The 19187-nt window shown below is 68.7% G+C and carries 21 protein-coding genes; 15 read left to right on the top strand and 6 right to left on the bottom strand.

The window, feature by feature from the left end; translation table 11 throughout:
- Positions 1-133: 133 nt before the first annotated feature.
- Complete coding sequence (locus HD841_RS01800; protein WP_179507172.1) at positions 134-1600, bottom strand: ATP-binding protein; 1467 nt, start codon at positions 1598-1600, stop codon at positions 134-136.
- Positions 1601-1728: 128 nt separating this feature from the next.
- Here HD841_RS01800 and HD841_RS01795 point away from each other — a divergent pair, with 128 nt between their 5' ends.
- From HD841_RS01795 to HD841_RS01745, 11 genes are all read left to right on the top strand, one after another.
- Entirely contained in the window at positions 1729-2274 is a 546-nt protein-coding gene (locus HD841_RS01795) for a DUF1003 domain-containing protein (protein WP_179507171.1), read from the top strand.
- Between the two features lie 174 nt (positions 2275-2448).
- Complete coding sequence (locus tag HD841_RS01790) at positions 2449-3192, top strand: YebC/PmpR family DNA-binding transcriptional regulator (RefSeq protein WP_179507170.1); 744 nt, start codon at positions 2449-2451, stop codon at positions 3190-3192.
- Positions 3193-3556: 364 nt separating this feature from the next.
- Positions 3557-4063 carry a crossover junction endodeoxyribonuclease RuvC gene (gene ruvC / locus HD841_RS01785; RefSeq protein WP_179507169.1) on the top strand — a complete coding sequence of 169 codons (507 nt, stop codon included), beginning with the start codon at positions 3557-3559 and terminating at the stop codon, positions 4061-4063.
- Positions 4060-4656: a Holliday junction branch migration protein RuvA gene (ruvA, locus tag HD841_RS01780; RefSeq protein WP_179507168.1), complete on the top strand. Its 597-nt coding sequence runs from the start codon at positions 4060-4062 to the stop codon at positions 4654-4656. The genes ruvC and ruvA overlap by 4 nt, the downstream gene beginning before the upstream one ends.
- A 47-nt stretch (positions 4657-4703) precedes the next feature.
- Positions 4704-4955, top strand: a complete 252-nt coding sequence (locus HD841_RS01775; RefSeq protein WP_179507167.1) for a ribbon-helix-helix domain-containing protein — start codon at positions 4704-4706, stop codon at positions 4953-4955.
- Positions 4948-5250 carry a type II toxin-antitoxin system RelE/ParE family toxin gene (locus tag HD841_RS01770; protein ID WP_179507166.1) on the top strand — a complete coding sequence of 101 codons (303 nt, stop codon included), beginning with the start codon at positions 4948-4950 and terminating at the stop codon, positions 5248-5250. Before HD841_RS01775 ends, HD841_RS01770 begins: the two co-directional genes overlap by 8 nt.
- On the top strand, positions 5247-6272 hold the full coding sequence (gene ruvB, locus HD841_RS01765; protein WP_137899495.1) for a Holliday junction branch migration DNA helicase RuvB: 1026 nt from the start codon (positions 5247-5249) through the stop codon (positions 6270-6272). Before HD841_RS01770 ends, ruvB begins: the two co-directional genes overlap by 4 nt.
- Before the next feature lie 325 nt (positions 6273-6597).
- Positions 6598-6909: a YggT family protein gene (locus HD841_RS01760; protein WP_179507165.1), complete on the top strand. Its 312-nt coding sequence runs from the start codon at positions 6598-6600 to the stop codon at positions 6907-6909.
- Positions 6910-6919: 10 nt separating this feature from the next.
- Positions 6920-7222: a DUF167 domain-containing protein gene (locus HD841_RS01755; protein WP_179507164.1), complete on the top strand. Its 303-nt coding sequence runs from the start codon at positions 6920-6922 to the stop codon at positions 7220-7222.
- Positions 7219-8085, top strand: coding sequence for a bifunctional methylenetetrahydrofolate dehydrogenase/methenyltetrahydrofolate cyclohydrolase FolD (gene folD, locus HD841_RS01750; protein WP_179507163.1), 867 nt, complete (start codon positions 7219-7221; stop codon positions 8083-8085). Before HD841_RS01755 ends, folD begins: the two co-directional genes overlap by 4 nt.
- Positions 8082-8702 carry a MarC family protein gene (locus HD841_RS01745; RefSeq protein ID WP_179507162.1) on the top strand — a complete coding sequence of 207 codons (621 nt, stop codon included), beginning with the start codon at positions 8082-8084 and terminating at the stop codon, positions 8700-8702. The genes folD and HD841_RS01745 overlap by 4 nt, the downstream gene beginning before the upstream one ends.
- A 413-nt stretch (positions 8703-9115) precedes the next feature.
- On the opposite strand, the gene HD841_RS01740 is transcribed toward HD841_RS01745, so the two are convergent.
- Positions 9116-10897 carry an AcrB/AcrD/AcrF family protein gene (locus tag HD841_RS01740; protein WP_179507161.1) on the bottom strand — a complete coding sequence of 594 codons (1782 nt, stop codon included), beginning with the start codon at positions 10895-10897 and terminating at the stop codon, positions 9116-9118.
- Between the two features lie 59 nt (positions 10898-10956).
- Between HD841_RS01740 and HD841_RS01735 the strand changes: the two genes are divergently transcribed.
- A complete protein-coding gene (locus HD841_RS01735; protein WP_179507160.1) occupies positions 10957-11388 on the top strand; it encodes a GtrA family protein in 432 nt (143 codons plus the stop codon).
- Positions 11388-12119 carry a class I SAM-dependent methyltransferase gene (locus tag HD841_RS01730; protein ID WP_179507159.1) on the top strand — a complete coding sequence of 244 codons (732 nt, stop codon included), beginning with the start codon at positions 11388-11390 and terminating at the stop codon, positions 12117-12119. Before HD841_RS01735 ends, HD841_RS01730 begins: the two co-directional genes overlap by 1 nt.
- Before the next feature lie 35 nt (positions 12120-12154).
- Here HD841_RS01730 and HD841_RS01725 read toward each other — a convergent pair whose 3' ends face one another.
- The 3 genes from HD841_RS01725 to pyk all read right to left on the bottom strand — a co-directional run bounded on the left by HD841_RS01725 (position 12155) and on the right by pyk (position 17425).
- Positions 12155-14386, bottom strand: a complete 2232-nt coding sequence (locus tag HD841_RS01725; RefSeq protein WP_179507158.1) for a phosphocholine-specific phospholipase C — start codon at positions 14384-14386, stop codon at positions 12155-12157.
- 461 nt (positions 14387-14847) lie between these two features.
- Entirely contained in the window at positions 14848-15867 is a 1020-nt protein-coding gene (locus HD841_RS01720) for a glycosyltransferase family 2 protein (RefSeq protein ID WP_179507157.1), read from the bottom strand.
- Between the two features lie 103 nt (positions 15868-15970).
- Positions 15971-17425: a pyruvate kinase gene (pyk, locus tag HD841_RS01715; RefSeq protein WP_179507156.1), complete on the bottom strand. Its 1455-nt coding sequence runs from the start codon at positions 17423-17425 to the stop codon at positions 15971-15973.
- Positions 17426-17500: 75 nt separating this feature from the next.
- Here pyk and HD841_RS01710 point away from each other — a divergent pair, with 75 nt between their 5' ends.
- Positions 17501-17878: a DUF1244 domain-containing protein gene (locus HD841_RS01710; RefSeq protein WP_257015172.1), complete on the top strand. Its 378-nt coding sequence runs from the start codon at positions 17501-17503 to the stop codon at positions 17876-17878.
- Between the two features lie 105 nt (positions 17879-17983).
- The gene (locus HD841_RS01705) at positions 17984-18250 is read left to right on the top strand and encodes a DUF2312 domain-containing protein (RefSeq protein ID WP_052075679.1); all 267 of its coding nucleotides are present in this window, start codon (positions 17984-17986) and stop codon (positions 18248-18250) included.
- A gap of 261 nt (positions 18251-18511) precedes the next feature.
- On the opposite strand, the gene HD841_RS01700 is transcribed toward HD841_RS01705, so the two are convergent.
- Entirely contained in the window at positions 18512-19186 is a 675-nt protein-coding gene (locus tag HD841_RS01700; protein WP_179507154.1) for a queuosine precursor transporter, read from the bottom strand.
- Between the last annotated feature and the right edge of the window lies 1 nt (position 19187).

Here is a 19187-nt window from a genome sequence, read left to right as displayed (position 1 = left end):
GCTTTAGCGGGGGAGGGGGACCGCCGGCCGCAGGCCGGAGGTGGAGGGGGCGCTGCCGCATACGACCCCGTTCGCCGTATCCTCCCCCTCCGTCACCGCTTCGCGGCGCCACCCCCCCCTGGCGGGGGAGGATTTAGCCCGCCTCGCTTGCGGCGGTCGTCCAGCCGAGTCGCGGAATGGTGATCGAGCGTTTGCCCGACAGGTCGACCCGCGCGACGAACAATTCGCGGCTCTCGATATAGCCGATCAGCCGCCGCACCCGCCCCAGCGAGCTCGTGCCGTAGGTCTCCGCCAGCGCCGTATCCGACGGGCACGGCTCGCCGTTCTTCGCGGCGCGGGCGACGAGCAGGAAGGCGCCGATCATGTCGTCGGGCAGGCTGTTTGCAAGCTCCATCGCCTCGGCCCATTGCGGGTCGGTGACGTCGAAGATGCCGGCGCGCGCCGCCGACAGCCGGCGGGTGAAGCCGGGCAGGTCGAGCGGCGGCTTGGCGAGGCCCGCCATCCGGCAGCGCACCTGGAAATCCTGGAACAGCACAGACGGCGGGCGCAGCGCCGAATCGCGATCGGCGACGATCGCCTCCAGCACGTCGGCATAGATGCGCTCGACCTCGTCGTCCGACTTGTCGGGCAGCGGCGCCAGCACCGTCTGCTGCGACGCCGGTCGCTCGATCGTGTCGAGCAGTTCGTCGGCGGGCACTCGCCGCGGCCGCGACTCGAACGCCATCGGCAGTTGCGGCGCCTCCTCGGGCGGCGGCGCGAAGATGAGCTGCTGCAAATTTTCCGCCGGTGCGCTCGGCAGCGGGGTGAGCTTGGGGCTGCCGCTGCGCGCCGAGGTGGCGACCTGGCCGATCTTCACCGTGATCGGCCGCCGCGACACCGCCGGCCCGAGCGCGAGGAAGGTGCCGCGGGCGAGATCGCGGATCGATTCGGCCTGCCGCCGCTCCATGCCGAGCAGATCGGCGGCGCGCGCCATGTCGATGTCGAGGAAGGTGCGCCCCATCAGGAAGTTGGACGCCTCGGCCGCGACGTTCTTGGCGAGCTTAGCGAGCCGCTGCGTCGCGATCACCCCGGCGAGCCCGCGCTTGCGGCCGCGGCACATCAGATTGGTCATCGCCGACAGCGAGGCGCGGCGCACCTCCTCGGCCACTTCGCCGCCGGTCGTCGGCGCGAACAATTGCGCCTCGTCGACGACGACCAGCGCCGGATACCAATGTTCGCGCGGCGCATCGAACAGCGCCGACAGGAAAGCGGCGGCACAGCGCATCTGCCCCTCCGCCTCCAGCCCCTCGAGGCTGAGCACGACGCTGGCGCGATGCTCGCGCAGCCGGGTGGCGATGCGCGCGATCTCGGGCACCGAATAATCCGCCCCCTCGATCACGACATGGCCATAGGGTCCGGCGAGCGTGACGAAATCACCCTCCGGATCGATCACCACCTGCTGCACCTGCCCCGCCGACCCTTCGAGCAGGCGGCGCAGCAGATGCGACTTGCCCGACCCCGAATTGCCCTGGACGAGCAAGCGGGTGGCGAGCAGTTCTTCGAGGTCCATGGTCACGGGCGCGCCGCGGTCGTCGCTGCCCATGTCTACGCTGACGGTCATTGTCCCGCGCGTTTGGCGTATCCGGGGGGGCGGGGGCAAGCGCTTTGCGGCCGATGCCGACATTGGTTGTCGCTGACCGGCACGGTCGTTACGGCTGCGTCCCTCCGCCTGCCCGAAGGAGCCACCCGATGGCACAGATCCCGCTCGCCGATCTCGCCCAGCGCCTGCTGCGCAAACCCGCGCATGCGCTCGATCCCGAGGAGCGGCGCGTCCTCGACAGTATCGACGCGGGCACGGTGCTCAGCCGCGACGCCGCCGACGAGGCGGACGCGCGCTCCAGCCTCGGCGACCGGCTCGCCGACCGCGTCGCGGCGGTGGGCGGATCGTGGGGGTTCATCATCGCCTTCACCGTCGTGCTGCTCGGCTGGATGCTGCTCAACACCGACGTGCTCGCGCATTTCGGCATGGCGTTCGATCCCTATCCCTACATCTTCCTCAATCTGATGCTGTCGACGCTCGCCGCGGTGCAGGCGCCGGTGATCATGATGAGCCAGAACCGCCAGGCGGCGAAGGACCGGCTCGCCGCCAGCCTCGATTACGAGACCAACCTGCGGGCCGAGCTCGACATCCTGCGGTTGCACGAGAAGCTCGACGGGCTCGTGCTCGACCGGCTCGCGACACTGGAAGCGAAGATCGACGCTCTGGCGAAATCCGCGCCCACGGCTTCCGTTTGAAACCTCGCCGAAAAGCGAGGTTTCGAGGCGGTGCCGGCCCGCTCCCCCTCCCGGCCACCCACATGGTATCCTGATGGGCGGCCGGGAGGGGGAGCGGGCCGGCACCGCGAAACGCGCCTTGGCGCGTTTGCAAAGAAACCCTAAAGGCTCGGGATTATCCGTTAGAGGCAGTCCATGGCAGGCCATTCCAAGTTCAAGAACATCATGCACCGCAAGGGCGCGCAGGATAAGAAGCGCTCGGGCATGTTCTCCAAGCTCAGCCGCGAAATCACCGTGGCGGCGAAAATGGGTCTTCCCGATCCCGACATGAACCCGCGGCTGCGCGCCGCGGTCAACGCCGCCAAGGCGCAGTCGATGCCCAAGGACAATATCCAGCGCTCGATCGACAAGGCGAGCCGCAGCGATACCGAGAGCTACGAGGAAATCCGCTACGAAGGCTTCGGCCCAGGCGGCGTGTCGCTGATCATCGAGGCGCTGACCGACAATCGCAACCGCACCGCAACCAACGTGCGCACCGCGGTCGCCAAGAACGGCGGCAACCTCGGCGCGTCCGGTTCGGTGAGCCACGCCTTCGACCGGATGGGCCTGATCAGCTATCCGGCGAGCGCCGGCGACGCCGAGAAGGTGTTCGAGGCGGCGCTGGAGGCGGGCGCCGAGGACGTCTCCTCGTCCGAGGACGGCCACGAGATCTGGACCGCGGTCGGCGACCTGCACGAGGTCGCCAAGGCGCTGGAGCCGGTGCTCGGCGAGCCCGAGGGCGCCAAGCTCGCGTGGCGGCCGCAGACGATGGTGTCGGTCGACGAGGGCGATGCGGCGACGCTGTTCAAGCTGATCGACACGCTCGACGACGATGACGACGTGCAGACCGTCTGGGGCAATTACGAGGTCTCCGACGAGGTGATGGAGAAGCTGGGCTGACCCTGCCGGGTTCACGCGGTGGCGCGCAGGCGCGAAAGGTCGCGCCCGCGGCTGCGCCTTCCCGCGCCGGCGGGCCTCATCCCATGGCTGCTGGATCGCAGGACGATTGTCCCGCGTGGGACCTCTTCGCGTCTTCGCGCCTTCGCGCGAATCCCCCCTTCTCCCGGCTTGCCGGAAAAGCGATTCACGCGAAGACGCGAAGACGCGAAGAGGTTTTGCGCGCAGAGGCGCAGAGGGCGCAGAGGATGGTACGGTCTGGACGGGCGTCTCGCGCGTGCCTAGGCGGTACTGCTGCCGCGCTCCTGACGCTCTCTCTGCGTCCTCTGCGCCTCCGCGCGCAAAATCCTTTCTCCGTGGCGGCATCATGATCATCCTCGGCCTCGATCCCGGCCTCGGCACGACCGGCTGGGGCGTCATCCATGCCGATGGCAACCGGCTGAGCCACATCGCCAACGGCCAGATTCGCACCGATCCGTCGATGCCGCTGCCGCGGCGGCTGTCGAACCTGCATGCCGCGCTGATCGACGTGATCCTCACCGAACGGCCCGATGGCGCCGCGGTCGAGGAGGTGCTCGGCAACACCAATGCGCAGTCCACGCTCAAATTGGGGCAGGCGCGCGGCGTCGTGCTGCTCGCCGCGGCGGGCAACGGGCTGCATATCGGCGAATATCATCCCTCGACCGTCAAGAAGGCGGTGGTCGGCACCGGCGGCGCCGAGAAGAAGCAGATCCAGGCGATGATGGCGGTGCTGCTGCCCGGCGCCAAGCTCGCCGGCCCCGATGCGGCGGATGCGCTGGCGGTGGCGATCACGCATGCGCACCATCTCGCCTCGGCGCAGGGCATGGCGCGTCGCGCGCGGGTGACGGCATGATCGCGCATCTGAAAGGCCGGCTCGAGTCGACCGGGGTCGATTATGCGGTGATCGACGTCGGCGGCGTCGGCTATTTCGTTGGCGCCTCGGCGCGCACGCTGGCGGCGATCGGCCCGGTCGGCGAGGCGGCGATGCTGCATACCGAGATGCTGGTCAGCGAGGATTCGATCCGCCTCGTCGGCTTCGCGCGCGCCGAGGAGCGCGACTGGTTCCGGCTGCTCACCGGCGTGCAGGGGGTGGGGTCACGCGTTGCGCTGGCGATCCTGTCGGCGCTCGACACGCAGGAGATCGCGCGCGCGGTCTCGGCGCAGGACAAGGCGATGGTGGCGCGCGCCAACGGCGTCGGGCCGAAGCTCGCCGAACGGATCGTGCGCGAGCTCAAGGACAAGGTGGGTACGGTGGCGCTCGGCCCGGCGGCGGCGGCGCAGGTGATCCCGGTCGGCGCGGCGGCGGATGCGGTGTCGGCGCTGCTCAACCTCGGCTTCCGCCCCGCCGAGGCGGCGAGCGCGGTCGGCGCGGCGGAAGAGGACCTCGGGCCGGGCGCGACGCTCGACGCGCTGGTGCGGCTGGCGCTGCGCAAGGCGGCGAAGTAGCGCCCGCATTGCTGGACGCTCCGGCGAAACGGGACTATATCGGGAACATGGCGCAGTTCCACGTCTCCCTGCCGGCCGACCTCCAGCATTATGTCGACGGCCGCGTGTCGGCAGAGGGGTTCGCGGACCCGGCCGCCTATCTGCGCGACCTGATCGAACGCGATCAGGATGCGTATCAGGCCGATGTGCGGCGGGTACAGGTGTTGATCGCGGAAGGGATCGCGTCAGGGATCATTGATCGCGAGCCGGAAGATATCCTCGACGAGATCATCGCTGAAATCCTCGCCGCCGATGACTAGGCTGCGCGTCAGCGCAGCCGCGCGTCGCGATCTGCGGGACATCGGCGAGACAGGGCGCCGGGATTTCGGCAAATCGGCTTCTGCGGCCCATATCAACGGCTTTCGTCGTTTGTTTCGCCTGCTACGGGATCAGCCGTTCGCAGGCGCCGAATGGTCGGAACTCAATCTGGACATACGATCCCTGTCGCATCGTCCGCATCGCATCCTCTATCGCGTCGAAGGCGATACGGTGATCATCGTACGGATCATCCATCAATCGCGTGATATGCGCCAAGTCTTGCCGGGAACCCATTGACCGACGACCGTCTCCTTTCCGCCAGCCGCCGTCCCGAGGATGTCGATGCGGCGCTGCGTCCGCGCAGTCTCGACGAGTTCGTCGGGCAGCAGGCGGCGCGCGAGAATCTGCGTGTGTTCATCGAGGCGGCGCGCGGGCGCGGCGATGCGCTCGACCATGTGCTGTTCTTCGGGCCGCCGGGGCTCGGCAAGACGACGCTGGCGCAGATCATCGCGCGCGAGATGGGCGTCGGCTTCCGCGCCACCTCCGGCCCGGTGATCGCCAAGTCGGGTGATCTCGCCGCGCTGCTCACCAATCTGGAAGACGGCGACGTCTTGTTCATCGACGAGATCCACCGGCTGCAACCCGCGGTCGAGGAGGTGCTGTATCCGGCGATGGAGGATCGCGCGCTCGACCTGATGATCGGCGAAGGACCGTCGGCGCGCAGCGTGCGGATCGACCTGCCCAAGTTCACGCTCGTCGGCGCGACGACGCGGCAGGGCCTGCTGACCACGCCGCTGCGCGACCGGTTCGGCATTCCGGTGCGACTGCAATTCTATACGGTCGAGGAACTGACCCGCGTCGTCACCCGTGCCGCCGGGCTGCTCGACCTCGGCATCGCCCCCGATGGCGCGAGCGAGATCGCGCGGCGTGCGCGCGGTACGCCGCGGATCGCCGGGCGGCTGCTGCGCCGGGTGCGCGACTTCGCCAATGTCGCGGGCACGCCGACCGTCGACCGCGTCGCCGCCGATCGCGCGCTCAACCGGCTCGAGGTCGATTCGCTCGGGCTCGATGCGATGGATCGGCGCTATCTGCACATGATCGCCGACATCTATCGCGGCGGGCCGGTGGGCGTCGAGACGCTCGCCGCCGGGCTCAGCGAGCCGCGCGATACGATCGAGGAGGTGATCGAGCCCTATCTGATCCAGCTCGGCCTCGTCGCACGGACCGCGCGCGGGCGGGTGCTCAACGCCGGCGGCTGGAAGCATCTCGGCCTCAACCCGCCCGCCGGATCGCAGGACGGCCTGTTCGACGTCCCTTGATGGCAATACCGGCCGGGCAGGTCCGCGCGTGGAGCGGTGCTTCGACGATCGACCGGTTCCTCCAAACTTACTCCGTCACCCCGGACTCGTTCCGGGGTCCACTCTGCGGCGAGGAGAAATGCTGGATGCTCAGGCGGCTGGCATGCGGCCCGGTGGACCCCGGAACGAGTCCGGGGTGACGGGGGAGGCTGGGAGGGTGCGGCGCCCATGAACGCCCATGCCATCGCCCTGCGGTGCGGGCGCCGGCCCCTCCCTCTTACAAACGCTGTTCGCCGCGCTCCGGACAGGCTAGATCGACCGCCACATTCTTATCCCGGAGCCTCGCGTGATCGCGCTTACCCTCATCCAGATCATCCAGGTGCTGCTGAACGTGCTGTGGTGGATCATCATGGTCCAGTTCGTGCTGTCGCTGCTGATCGTCTTCAACGTGATCAACACCTCGAACAATTTCGTCAGCTCGCTGCATTACGGGCTCGATCGGCTGACCGAGCCGCTCTACCGGCCGCTGCGCCGTATCCTGCCCAATATCAGCGGCATCGACCTTGCGCCGCTGGTGGTGCTGATCATCATCCGCATCCTCGACAGCGTCATCCTGCCGAATATCGCGATGAGCCTGCTGGCCAACGGCGCGGCCTGATCCGCCGCCTATGCCGGCCTGGACGATCCGCGACGACGGCCTCGTCGTCGCGATCCGCGTGACGCCGCGCGGCGGGCGCGATGCGATCGCCGCGGGCACCGACGAGCATCTCGCCGCGCGACTCGCCGCCGCCCCCGTCGACGGCAAGGCCAATGCCGCGCTGATCGCGCTGGTCGCCAGGAGCTTCGGCGTCGCGAAGCGCGACGTCACGCTGATCGGCGGGGATACCGCGCGGCTCAAGCGGTTGCACGTCGCGGGCGACGCCGCCGCGCTGGCGAAGATCGCCGCCACACTCTATGAGACCGTGGCATGACCGCCACGATCATCGACGGCAAGGCGCATGCCCTTGCCCTGCGCACCCGCGTCGCCACCCATGTCGCTACCTTCCGCGAAGCCACCGGCCGCGCGCCCGGCCTTGCCGTCGTGCTGGTCGGCGAGGACCCCGCCTCCGCCGTCTATGTCCGCAACAAGGGCAAGGCGACGCGCGACGCCGGCATGGCCAGCTTCGAACATCGCCTGTCCGCCGATACCGACGAGGCGACGCTGCTCGCGCTGGTCGCGCAGCTCAATGCCGATCCCGCCGTCGACGGCATCCTCGTCCAGCTGCCGCTGCCCGCGCATATCGATGCGCAGGCGGTGCTGCTCGCGATCGATCCCGACAAGGATGTCGACGGCTTCCACCCGGTCAATGCCGGCCGGCTGGCGATCGGCGCGGAAGGGTTCGTGCCGTGCACGCCGCTCGGCTGCCTGATGCTGCTCAAGGACATCCACCCCAATCTGTCGGGGATGGAGGCGGTGGTCGTCGGCCGGTCAAACATCGTCGGCAAGCCGATGGCGCAATTGCTGCTCCAGCAGAGCTGCACCGTCACCATCGTCCACAGCCGCACCCGCGATGTCGCCGCGCACCTGCGCAAGGCGGATATCGTCGTCGCGGCGGTGGGCATCCCGCGCTTCATCCAGGGCGACTGGATCAAGCCGGGCGCGAGCGTGATCGACGTCGGCATCAACCGGACCGATGACGGGCTGGTCGGCGACGTCGACTTCGCCGCGGCGAGCGCGGTGGCAGGCGCGATCACGCCGGTGCCGGGCGGCGTCGGGCCGATGACGATCGCCTGCCTGATCCGCAACACCTATGTCTCCGCCTGCCGTCGCGAGCGGCTAGAGGCCGCCCTGTGATCGAGCTTTTCGTCTCGACGCTGATCACCTTCTTCGTCATCATCGATCCGCTCGGCTGCGCGCCGATCTATGCCGGCCTGTCGGCGGGCGCCTCCCCTGTCCAGCGGCGGGCGATGGCGTTCCGCGCGGTCGGCGTCGCGACGGTCATCCTGCTGGTCTTCGCGCTGGCGGGCGAGGCGCTGCTCAAGGGGCTGGGCATCAGCCTCGCGAGCTTCCGCATCGCCGGCGGCATCATGCTGTTCCTGATCGCGCTCGAGATGGTGTTCGAGAAGCGCACGCAGCGCCGCGAGGATCGCGCCGCCAAGGTCGCGCACGATCCCGAGGCGGACGACGTGTCGATCTTCCCGATGGCGATGCCGATGATCGCCGGGCCGGGCTCGATCGCCTCGGTGATGCTGCTCGTCGCGCGCACCAACGGCATCGAGGCGACGTTGGTGGTGCTCGCGGCGATGGGGGTGATCCTGTTGCTGACGCTGGTGGCGCTGCTCGCGGCGGGGCCGCTGATGCGGCTGCTCGGCGCGCGGATCGAGGCGGTGATCACTCGGCTGCTGGGCGTGCTGCTGGCGGCGCTGGCAGTGCAGTTCGTGATGGACGGGTTGCAGGTGAGCCTGCGGTAACGGCGGGCGTCGCCCTTTCCTCCCCCTCCGTCAGCGCTTCGCGCTGCCACCTCCCCCTGGCGGGGGAGGACTTCCATAATCCTCCCCCGCCAGGGGGGTGGCGCGCCGAAGGCGTGACGGAGGGGGGGACACGGTGCCCTCCCCGCTCAATCCACCTCGAACAAACGCAGCGGCGAATTGGCGGGCAGCGGCAGCGGCAGCGGCGTCAGCCACACCGGCACCTCGCCATGCGCGAGCTGGTCGTAACGGCGGGTGAGGTTCGTCACCTCACCCCACGCGATCCGTCACCCCAACTGGTTCCGGGGTCCACCGATCCGCAAGCGCGCGTGTGCGCCCCAGGCCTTGCTCCTCGCCGCAGTGTGGACCCGGAACCAGTCCGGGGTGACAGGGTGGGTCCGGAGACGTTTGCCCGCTCAATCCACCTTGAACAAACGCAGCGGAGAATTGGCGGGGAGCGGCAGCGGCGTCAGCCACGCCGGCACCTCGCCATGCGCGAGCTGGTCGTAGAAGCCACCCGGATTGCGCGCGCGATAGTTGGTCGATTCCGAATGGTTCGGGCAGAGCATCAGCATCGTTGCGCCGTGGCGCTTGATGATCGCATGCGCCTGATCCGCGCTCCCGCCGAAGGCATGCTGGACGTCGAGGATCGCATCGCCGTTGCGGTGATACGGCCCGGCGATCGCATCGTGATGCGTCACGGTGATCAGCCGCGGCCCGAGATCGACGAAGGTGAAGATCGTCTGCGCCGGATAGCGGTCGAGCGGCTTCAACACGGTATAGCGCACGCAGCTGCCCGTCGAACGGTTGACCCGCTTGGTATAGGCGTTGGGCACGTCGACCGGCAGATATTTGATGATCAGCCCGGCGAACAGGCCGGAGACGATCAGGAACGCCGCCGCCGTGCCGGCGATCCGCACCGGCCACGAGCGATGTTCGAGCAGCCACGGCAGCACGATCCAGCCGAGCAGGGTCGCGCCCGGCACGGCGAGCAATTGCGCCGCCGGCCCGGCGCGCACCTGCCACAGCAGCATCAGGCAAGCGAAGGTGACGAACAGCGCCACCGCGCTCCAGCCGATCAGCGCCGGCGAGCGCCGCGCCCGCCACGTGCCGAGGATCACGCCGACGACGCCGACGATCGGCAGCGCCGCGATCGGAAAGCCGAGGCGGAACGGATGTTTGTAGATCGGCTTGGCTTCACGGACGTTGTTCAGCCAGTTCTTCTGCAACTCGGGCGAGACGCCCTCGGGCCGGCCGAGGCATTGCGGGAAGAAATGGACGAAGCCCGCCCCGATCATCGCGCCCGCGACCACCGCCAGCCCGATCCGCAACCCGCGCGACGTCGGGTTGAGCCAGGCGAGCAGGAACAGCAATGCTCCCGCCGCTACGGTGACGCTCAGCCACACCGGGGTCAGCGCGTCGCAGCGCATCGCGTAATTGGCATAGGAGGCAAAGACGGCGAAGCCGATCGCGCTGCCGCCGCCGAGGCTCAGCGCATAGGCCTGTAACCGGCGCGCCTCGCTGCGGTCCCACATCCAGCGCAGGGTGATGATCGCGCCCGCCATCGCGCAATAGGGCAGCATCTCCAGCCCAATCGCGAGGCTGACCGCGCTCGCCAGCCCGACCATCAGCCCGCCGCGTGCGCCGCGTGCATCGCACAGGCCGGCGACGGTGAGGCTGAGCATCGCCAACTGCCAGCCGTGATGGTCGATGCGTTCGGGCAGGAACATCAGCATCGTCGCCGAGGTGCCGAGCAGGAACAGCAGCGCCAGCGGCCAGGCGCGCGGATCGATCAGCCGCCGCACCGTCGCGGCGACGCCGAGCATTGCGATTCCCAGCGGCAGCAGCGGGGCGATCCCGCAGGCGAGCCGCTCCGCCCAGAAGTTGCTGGTGAACAGGCGGAAGAACAGGATCAAACCGGCGATCGGCAGGTCGACGATGCGGCTCCAGTGGATGTCGAAGCCGCCCGGCGGATTGAGCCGGTAGTTGCGCAGATCGTACCAATCCTGCCCGGCGAGCCAGGCGCGCACCTGCATCAGCCGCATATTGTCGTCGGTGTCGCCGAGCGACAGCCAGCGGATCAGGTTCCAGTCGTTCCAGACGTACCAGACCATCACCCCGAGCCAGGTGACGAGGGTGAGCGCGATCCAGTGCCGGGCGAGCGCGTCGTCCAGCCGACCGCGGGGAGCTATGTTCAACTGAGCGACTTTCGATTTGGCCGTTTCGTTCCCGGAGCATTGCCTTTAGGGCGGAGCGGATGGCGAGGGAAGCACCGGCACGACTTGCGGCGATGCGCGACAGCGGCATGCTGGGGCAGATGATCCGCTTCGGCATCGCCGGCGGCATCTCGACGCTGATCTATTCAGCGGTTTACCTGCCGCTGACCACCTGGGTCTTCCCGCGCGACCATGCCGTCTATGCCGTGCCCTTCGCCTTCGCCGTCGCGGTGACCGCGGGCTTCTTCCTGCACAGCCGCTGGAGCTTCAAGGGCCATGGCACGCGCCGCCGCGGCGGCTGGCAGCAGGCGCAGTTCGTCGGCGTGCAGGCGACCGGCATGGCGCTCAATGCGCTCGTCACCTGGATCGGCACCGCGCATTTCGGCCTGCCCGCCTGGGCGCCGCTGCTGCCCGCGGTGGCGCTGGCGACGATCGTCACCTTCATCCTCAATCGCTGGCTGGTGTTCGCTTAATGGATCGCATCGTCTACGACCGCATGGCCGCGCATGATTCCACGCATTGGTGGTATCGCGCGCGCCGCGACATCCTCAGCGATTATCTGACCCGCTACGGCCGACTGCCGCAGGACGCGCGCATCCTCGAGATCGGCTGCGGCACCGGCCACAATCTGCCGATGCTGGCGCGCTTCGGCGCGGTCGACGCGATCGAGATCGATCCCGCCGCGCGCGCGATCGCCAGCGAGCGGCTCGGCCGTCCGGTCGGCGATGCGCCGCTGCCCGACCTGCCCGGCGTGACGCGCGGCACGTACGATCTGGTCGCGGTGCTCGATGTCGTCGAGCATATCGAGGACGATGTCGCCGCGCTGAAGGGGATGGCGAGCCTGCTCAAGCCGGGCGGCAAGATCCTGATCGCGGTGCCGGCACACCAATGGCTGTGGAGCGCGCACGACGTGGTGAACCACCACCATCGCCGCTATTCCAAGGCGTCGCTGGCCAAGGCGATCGTCACGGCGGGGCTGGCGCCGCGCAAGCTCACCTATTTCAATTCGCTGCTATTTCCGCTGGCGGCGGCGGCGCGCATCGCCGGCCGCCTCACGGGGCGCGACGACAGCGACGATTCGCCCCCCGCCAAGCCGCTCAATGCCGTGTTCGAGACGATCTTCCGGCTCGAGCGCCACGCGGTCGGGCGGGTGCCGCTGACCCCGGGCGTGTCGATCGTCACGCTGGCCGAGCCCACCGCCTGATCCCTCCCCCGCGCAGGCGAGGGAGGGTCTGACGGTCACATCGCCATCGCCGGGTCGCTCACCGTATGCGCGCCCGTCTCCACCCGGCCGGCGAAGCGGCGTGTGAAGGACAGATCGCTGTCGCAGCGGACGGCGAAATCATACCAGGCGCCGCTGTCGGCGAGCGACCAGTGCAGCGTCGCCTGCCCCTGCGCCGCAACCGGCGCGGTCCATGGGCCGTCGCGGCGGTAGGCGCGCGGCTCGACCGTGAAGGTGCAGGCGGCGGCACCGCCGTTGAGCAGATCGACATAGACCTCGGCGTTGGCGACATCGTAGCAGACGCGGATCTCGGGGCTCGCGGTGGTGCTCGACAACCGGTTGGTGTCGCCCGTGAAATGGCGGTGGTAGCCGTTGGGGCCGAGCACCCAGAGATCGTAGCGGCCCTGATTGTCGCGGCCGGCGTTCCAGCTGTCGTCGAGCGTCTTGCCCGCCTCGACGACGTAGCGGCGCGGCACCCGGTCGAGGTTGTAGCGGTCGTAGACGTGGAACACCGCGGCCTGCGTGCCGCTGTTGGCGAACAGCAGCTGCACCGTGCCGGCCGCGGCGACCCGCGCGCTGGTGTGCAGTTCGTAGGGCAGCGCCCGCGAGGGGCGATGGCCGGTCGCCTGGATCGGCAGGTTGGGGTCGCGCGGCACCGGCACGTCGGGCAGCGCGTCCTGCGCGGCGCGCAGCCGGTCGGCGTCGGCGCGGCTGCTGCGGCCGCTCAGCGTCGGCAGCGCCTCGGTATTGGGCGTCGCGAAATTGAACGCGCTCGTCAGATCGCCGCAGACGGTGCGGCGATAGGGGCTGATGTTCGGCTCCTGCACCCCGAACCGCGCCTCCAGGAAGCGCAGCACCGACGTATGGTCGAACACCTGCGAATTGACCCAGCCGCCGCGGCTCCACGGCGACACGACGAACAGCGGCACGCGCGGGCCGGGTCCGAAGACGCGGCCGTCCGCCTTGGGCTGTATCGTGCTGTTGGGGGGTGGGACTTGGGTGAAATATTCATAGGCCATTGCCGCGTCGGACAGCGTCGATTTGCCCGCCAGCGTGCCGTCGGCGTTGCGTGACGGCGCAGACGGCGACGGCACATGGTCGAAATAGCCGTCATTCTCGTCATAGTTGATGAGCAGGACGGTCTTGCTCCAGACGTCCGGGCTGGCGGTCAGCGCGTCGAGCACCTCCTGGATGAACCAGGCGCCCTGCACCGGGCTGGAGGGGCCGGGATGTTCGCAGTAGATCGACGGCGCGTGCAGCCACGAGACCTGCGGCAGCCGCCCGTTGCGCACGTCGCTGCGGAAGGTGTCGAGATAGCGGTCCGGCGTCGTCCCCGGCAGCGTGTTGGCGATCCCCTTGTAGAGCGGGTTCTTCGCATTGTCGGTGGTGGGATCATAGGCGTGATAGGGCAGCGGCTGGCCGGTCTTGTTATAGAATTGGCCTGGCGCGCCGCCGCTCGACACCGGATAGCCCGAGGCGATGTTGGCGCGGCGGAACGGCACGAAGGCGCCGAGCATGTTGTCGCCCCACTCATCGGGCATGTTCTGGTAGCAGATCCAGCTCACCCCCGCCTTTTCCAGCCGCTCGGCATAGGTGGTCCAGGTATAGCCGATGTCCTGCGTCGCCGGATCGCCGTCGATCGCGTCCCATTCGTTGTTGACGAAGGCGGTGTTGGTCGCGGTCGGCCCGTTGGTGCCGCTGATGTGGAAGCTGCGGTTGACGTCGGTGCCGGCATGGACCGAGCAGTGATAGGCGTCGCAGAGCGTGAAGGCGTTGGCCAGCGCGAACTGGAACGGCACCTCCTGCTCCTTGTAATAGCCCATCGATTCCTCGGTCTTCGACACCGGCCAGCTCGTCATCCGGCCGCTGTCCCACGCCTCCTGGCTGTCGACCCACGAATGCGGGACGCCGGTGGCGCGCTGCGCGTTGTTGGCGGTGCCATCGAGGTGATAGGGGGTCAGCACCGCGCCCTTGGCGCGCGTCTGCTGCCAGACGCTGCGGCCGCCGGGCAGCGGGATCGAAAACCGGTCGCCGAAGCCGCGCACACCCTTGAACGTGCCGAAATACTGATCGAACGCGCGATTCTCCTGCATCAGGATGACGACGTGCTCGACATCCTTGATCGTGCCGGTCGCGTTGTTGGCGGGAATGGCGAGCGCGCGCCGGATCGAAAGCGGCAGGGCGGCAAGCGCCCCCGCCGCAGCGGCGCCGGTGCCGGCGAGCCGCAGGAAATCGCGTCTGTTGGTCACGGATCAGTTCCTCATGGGAAACGACGAAAGGCGTTCGACAGGGTGTCGGGGCATCAGGCGTCGGGCGTCAGGGCGCGCAGTGTTTGAGCACCGTCTTGGTCGGCTGCGGCTGCGGCTGCGACGCGCCATCCCCCTCTCCGACCGCCTGACCACGACAGGAGGCCAATAGAGCGCAAGCAATGACGGCGCTTATGCAATAGGTTGCGCGACTGCGAAGGACGCGCGGACAGTTACGGAAGGATTGTGCCATCGCGGATACGCCCCCTACTCGCTTGTAGACGAGGCGCCACTATGGGGTGGATGCTGCAACACCGTGACAGACGCGAGAAGCCGACTGTCTTATTTGCAAACTGGCTGCGAGCCTGCCAATCCGGCGACCACCATTGCGCGGCAACTCGGGCCGCGATGGTCAACGATAACGGATGTTTGGCAGCCGCGTCGCCGGCCGGCGATCGGCTGGCTTATTCCGCCGCCTTGCGCCCGTCCGCCGCCTCGAACTCGGTCGAGGGCTCTGCCGCGTTGAAGCCGAGCGTCGAATGGCCCTTCACCGGGCCGGCGATGTCGGCGACGAGGTACAGCGGTCGCCGCTTCGATTCGATGTAGAGGCGACCGAGATATTCGCCGATCATGCCGAGCACGAACATCTGCGCCGCCGACAGCACCGTCACGACGAGCATCGTCGAGGTCCAGCCCTGCACCGGCGAGCCTTCGAAAAAGCCCCACAGGATATAGAAGAGCAGCAGCAGCGACGCGCCGGCGAGGATCACCGAGGCGTGGCTGGCGAAGCGCAGCGGCGCGGTCGAGAAGCCGGTGACCGCGTCGAAGGCGAGCCGCACCATCTTGCCGAGCGGATAGTTGGTCTCGCCGGCATGGCGCTCGGCGCGGTCATAGGGAAAGGGCACCTGGCGGAAGCCGACCCAGGCGACCATGCCGCGGATGAAGCGCGCCTGTTCGGGCAGCGACAGCAACGCGTCGAGCGCGCGGCGGCTCATCAGCCGGAAATCGCCGGTATCGAGCGGGATCGGCGTATCGGTGACGCGGTCGAGCACGCGATAGAAAGCGGCGGCGGTCGCCTTCTTGAAGATCGTCTCGCCCTCGCGCTTGCGGCGCACCGCATAGACGACGTCGGCGCCCTGCGCCGCCATCGTCGCACGCATGTCGGTGAGCAGTTCGGGCGGATCCTGCAGATCGGCGTCGATGATCAGGATCTGCTCGCCCGAACACAGGTCGAGCCCGGCGGTCAGCGCGAGCTGGTGGCCGTGGTTGCGCGACAGGTTGATCGCGACGAGCCGCGGGTCCTGTTCGCTGAGCCGCTGCATCACCGCCCAGCTGTCGTCGCGGCTGCCGTCGTTGATCAGCACGATCTCGTGATCGTCGCCGACCGCGGCCCGTGCCGCCGCCGCGACCCGCGCGTGCAGCAGGTCCAGGCACGGGGCCTCGTTATAGCACGGAATGACGACGGACAGGGCGGGACGGTACATGACGCCCGGTCCTTAGCCGCTCCCACGCCCGTCATCCATACGTAACGTCGGCGGAATGGTCGTAGGCGCCGCGGCGTCGGCCACGGCGCCTACAAGGTCGACCTCAGCTATAGTCCTTGAGCTCGTCGCCGATGATGCGGACGACGTGGAGCACGTTGGTCGAGCCCGGGGTGCGGAACGGCACGCCGGCCATCACGATCACCCGGTCGCCGGCCTGCGCGATGCCGGTGCGTAGCGCCATGCGCTTGGCCTTGCCGACCATGTCCTCGAACGATTCGACGTCGCGGGTGTGGACGGCATGCGTGCCCCACAGCAGCCCGAGCCGCCGCGCCGTGTCCTTGCTCGGGGTGAGCACCAGGATCGGCACCGACGGCCGCTCGCGCGCGATGCGGCGCGCGGTCGAGCCCGAGGTGGTGAAGCAGATGATCGCAGTCGCCGAGGTGGTCTTGGCAATCTGCTTGGCCGCTTCCGACAAAGCGTCGGCGGTGGTCGGGTCGGGGCGCGTCACGGTGAAGTGGACGCGGTCGCCGTGCATCGGATCGCTTTCGACCGAGACGCCGATCGAGTTCATCATCGCGACCGATTCGACCGGCCAGGCGCCTGCCGCGCTTTCCGCCGACAGCATGATCGCGTCGGCACCGTCGTAGATCGCGGTGGCGACGTCGGACACCTCGGCGCGCGTCGGCGACGGGCTCTGGATCATCGATTCGAGCATCTGCGTCGCCACCACCACCGGGCGGCCGAGGCGGCGCGAGGTCTCGACGATGCGCTTCTGCAAGGGCGGCACGGTCTGCGGCGGCAGCTCGACGCCGAGGTCGCCGCGCGCGACCATCACGCCGTCGCACATCTCGACGATCTCTTCGAGCCGGTCGATCGCCGCGGGCTTCTCGATCTTGGCGAGCAGCGCCGCCTTGCCGCCGATCAGCTTGCGCGCCTCGGCGAGATCCTCGGGCCGCTGCACGAAGGAGAGCGCGATCCAGTCGACGCCCTGCTCGACCGCGAAGGCGAGGTCGCTGCGGTCCTTCTCGGTCAGCGCGGCCATCGGCAGCACCACGTCGGGGACGTTGAGCCCCTTGTTGTTCGACAGCGCGCCGCCGACCTCGACCAACGTCTCGATCCGGTCGGCGTCGTGATCGGTGACGCGCAGCACGAGCTTGCCATCGTCGAGCAACAGGCGCGCGCCCGGCTCGATCGCGGCGAATATCTCCTTGTGCGGCAGTTCGACGCGGGTGGCGTCGCCCGGCGTCGGATCGCGGTCGAGCACGAAGGTGCTGCCGTGTTCGAGCACGGTCCGCCCGCCCTCGAACTTGCCGACGCGCAGCTTGGGGCCCTGAAGATCGGCGAGGATCGTCGTCGGCCGGCCGAACTGGTGTTCCAGCGCGCGAATCGCCTGGATCACGGCGACCTTCGACTGCTGGTCGCCGTGGCTCATGTTGACGCGGAAGGCGTCCGCGCCCGCCTGGAACAGGGTCGCGATCATCTCGGGGGTATTGCTCGCCGGACCTAAGGTCGCCAGCACGCGAACCTTTCGCGCGCGGGGCGCAATGGCAGTCGTCATAGAAAGGGCTCCTGGGGAATGGCCGCGCTCCCCTCTAACCCCTATCTAGGGCCGATCAACTTCCGAAAGGTTTCCATGACCGACAAACTCGCCGAGCTGCCCGACGCGGTCGCCGCGCAGGCATTCCGTCGCCTCGTCCGTCACCTGCGCCATCGCACCGATGCGCAGAACGTCGATCTGATGGGTCTGTCGGGCTTTTGCCGCAACTGCCTGTCCGACTGGATCGAGGAGGCGGGCGGCCTGACCAAGGCCGAGGCGCGTGAAACCATCTACGGCATGCCGCAGGCCGAATGGAAAGCGCGCTACCAGACCGAGGCGACGCCCGACCAGCTCGCCCGGATGGAAGAGAGCCTGAAGCGGAATGCGGCGCGCGACGCCGCGCTGGACGAGGCGCTCGACGAGAGCTTCCCGGCCAGCGATCCGCCCGCGATGACCGAGCCCGGCCGGGGTTGAGCCGCGCCGACTAAGCGCCTAGACGCCCGCCCCTACCGGCATGTGGCCGGTATCCTTTCAGCGAATCATATGAGGGCCGCAGGGTGCCTGCGGCGGGGTGGGACAATGGCGGAAGAACGGCAAGACGGCATGGGCGGCGGCCAGGTCGCGGCGGACGAGCTGCGCCTCCTGATCGAGCGCGCCGAGCGGCTCGAGGAAGAGAAGAAGGGCATCGCCGACGACATCAAGGACGTGATGGCCGAGGCCAAGGGCCGCGGCTACGATCCCAAGGCGATCCGCAAGATCCTCTCCATCCGCAAGAAGAAGAAGGAAGAGTATCAGGAGGAGGAGGCGATCCTCGAAGTGTACATGCAGGCGCTCGGCATGATCTGAGCGACGGGGGCGGCCAGCGGTCGCCTTCTTGTACGGCAGCCGCTCCCGTCGTCGCAGGGTGGACCTGCGAACGGGTCCGGGTGATGGGCATTCCCACCACCTTCGTCATCCGACGACGGTCGGGATCCATGGGCGCGCTGACGGGGCGGTCATGCGCCCCCCCCCCTTCGTGACCATCGTAACCATGGAGCCCGGCGTCCGCCGGGATGACGAAGCTGGACGCGTATCGACATCCGGCCTTGGAAGCGGCGCGTCTGCCCGTCAGCCGCGGTCGAGCCGCCGTCCCAGGCCGACGAACAGGTAGATCAGCGGCGGCACCAGGATCGCCGAGAGCAGCACCTTGGCGATCATCTGGCCGAGCAGCAGCTCGCCGATCGGGAAGACGCCGGCGAAGGCGATCGTCACGAACAGCAGGGTGTCGACGATCTGGCTGAGCACGCTGGCGATACCGGCGCGCAGCCACAGCAGCCCGCCGCCCTCGCGCCCCTTGAGCGCGGCGAAGATGGTGACGTTGAGCGTCTGCGAGACGCCGTAGGCGACGATGCCGCCCAGCCAGATGCGCGGCGTGCCGCCCATGATCATCGCGAAGGCGTCGCGCCGGGCGGGGTCCATGTCGGCCGCGGCGGGGACCGAGAGGACCACCACCGACAGCAGGATCGACACGACCAGCGGCACGAAGCCGATCTGCACCAGCCGCGTCGCACTGTGGCGGCCGTGCAGCTCGGCAACCGCGCTCGACACGACGACGAGCAGCAGGAAGGCGAAGATGCCCGCCTCCACCGCCAGCGGCCCCAGCCCGACGAGCGGCCCCAAGGCCGACAGCGGGCCGAGCGCGACCTGTTTGTTGCCGAGCACGCCGGCGATGCAGACCATGCCGCCGTAGAAGATCGAAAAAGCGAAGAGCGAGCGCGGGATAGCGCGAACCGGAGTGTCCATC

The organism is Sphingomonas melonis (assembly GCF_013409985.1).
GTDB classification, from domain to species: Bacteria; Pseudomonadota; Alphaproteobacteria; order Sphingomonadales; family Sphingomonadaceae; genus Sphingomonas; species Sphingomonas melonis_A.
The sequence above is the reverse complement of the archived record's forward strand: the minus strand, read 5'-3'. Positions and strand labels throughout refer to the sequence as shown.

Coding starts and splice junctions, on each gene's coding strand:
- HD841_RS01735 (WP_179507160.1), top strand. CDS start 10,957: ATGGCGAGGGAAGCACCGGCACGACTTGCGGCGATGCGCGACAGCGGC.
- HD841_RS01730 (WP_179507159.1), top strand. CDS start 11,388: ATGGATCGCATCGTCTACGACCGCATGGCCGCGCATGATTCCACGCAT.
- HD841_RS01700 (WP_179507154.1), bottom strand. CDS start 19,186: ATGGACACTCCGGTTCGCGCTATCCCGCGCTCGCTCTTCGCTTTTTCG.
- HD841_RS01710 (WP_257015172.1), top strand. CDS start 17,501: ATGACCGACAAACTCGCCGAGCTGCCCGACGCGGTCGCCGCGCAGGCA.
- ruvA (WP_179507168.1), top strand. CDS start 4,060: ATGATCGCGCATCTGAAAGGCCGGCTCGAGTCGACCGGGGTCGATTAT.
- HD841_RS01755 (WP_179507164.1), top strand. CDS start 6,920: ATGCCGGCCTGGACGATCCGCGACGACGGCCTCGTCGTCGCGATCCGC.
- folD (WP_179507163.1), top strand. CDS start 7,219: ATGACCGCCACGATCATCGACGGCAAGGCGCATGCCCTTGCCCTGCGC.
- HD841_RS01800 (WP_179507172.1), bottom strand. CDS start 1,600: ATGACCGTCAGCGTAGACATGGGCAGCGACGACCGCGGCGCGCCCGTG.
- HD841_RS01720 (WP_179507157.1), bottom strand. CDS start 15,867: ATGTACCGTCCCGCCCTGTCCGTCGTCATTCCGTGCTATAACGAGGCC.
- ruvC (WP_179507169.1), top strand. CDS start 3,557: ATGATCATCCTCGGCCTCGATCCCGGCCTCGGCACGACCGGCTGGGGC.
- HD841_RS01705 (WP_052075679.1), top strand. CDS start 17,984: ATGGCGGAAGAACGGCAAGACGGCATGGGCGGCGGCCAGGTCGCGGCG.
- HD841_RS01795 (WP_179507171.1), top strand. CDS start 1,729: ATGGCACAGATCCCGCTCGCCGATCTCGCCCAGCGCCTGCTGCGCAAA.
- HD841_RS01790 (WP_179507170.1), top strand. CDS start 2,449: ATGGCAGGCCATTCCAAGTTCAAGAACATCATGCACCGCAAGGGCGCG.
- HD841_RS01770 (WP_179507166.1), top strand. CDS start 4,948: ATGACTAGGCTGCGCGTCAGCGCAGCCGCGCGTCGCGATCTGCGGGAC.
- pyk (WP_179507156.1), bottom strand. CDS start 17,425: ATGACGACTGCCATTGCGCCCCGCGCGCGAAAGGTTCGCGTGCTGGCG.
- HD841_RS01775 (WP_179507167.1), top strand. CDS start 4,704: ATGGCGCAGTTCCACGTCTCCCTGCCGGCCGACCTCCAGCATTATGTC.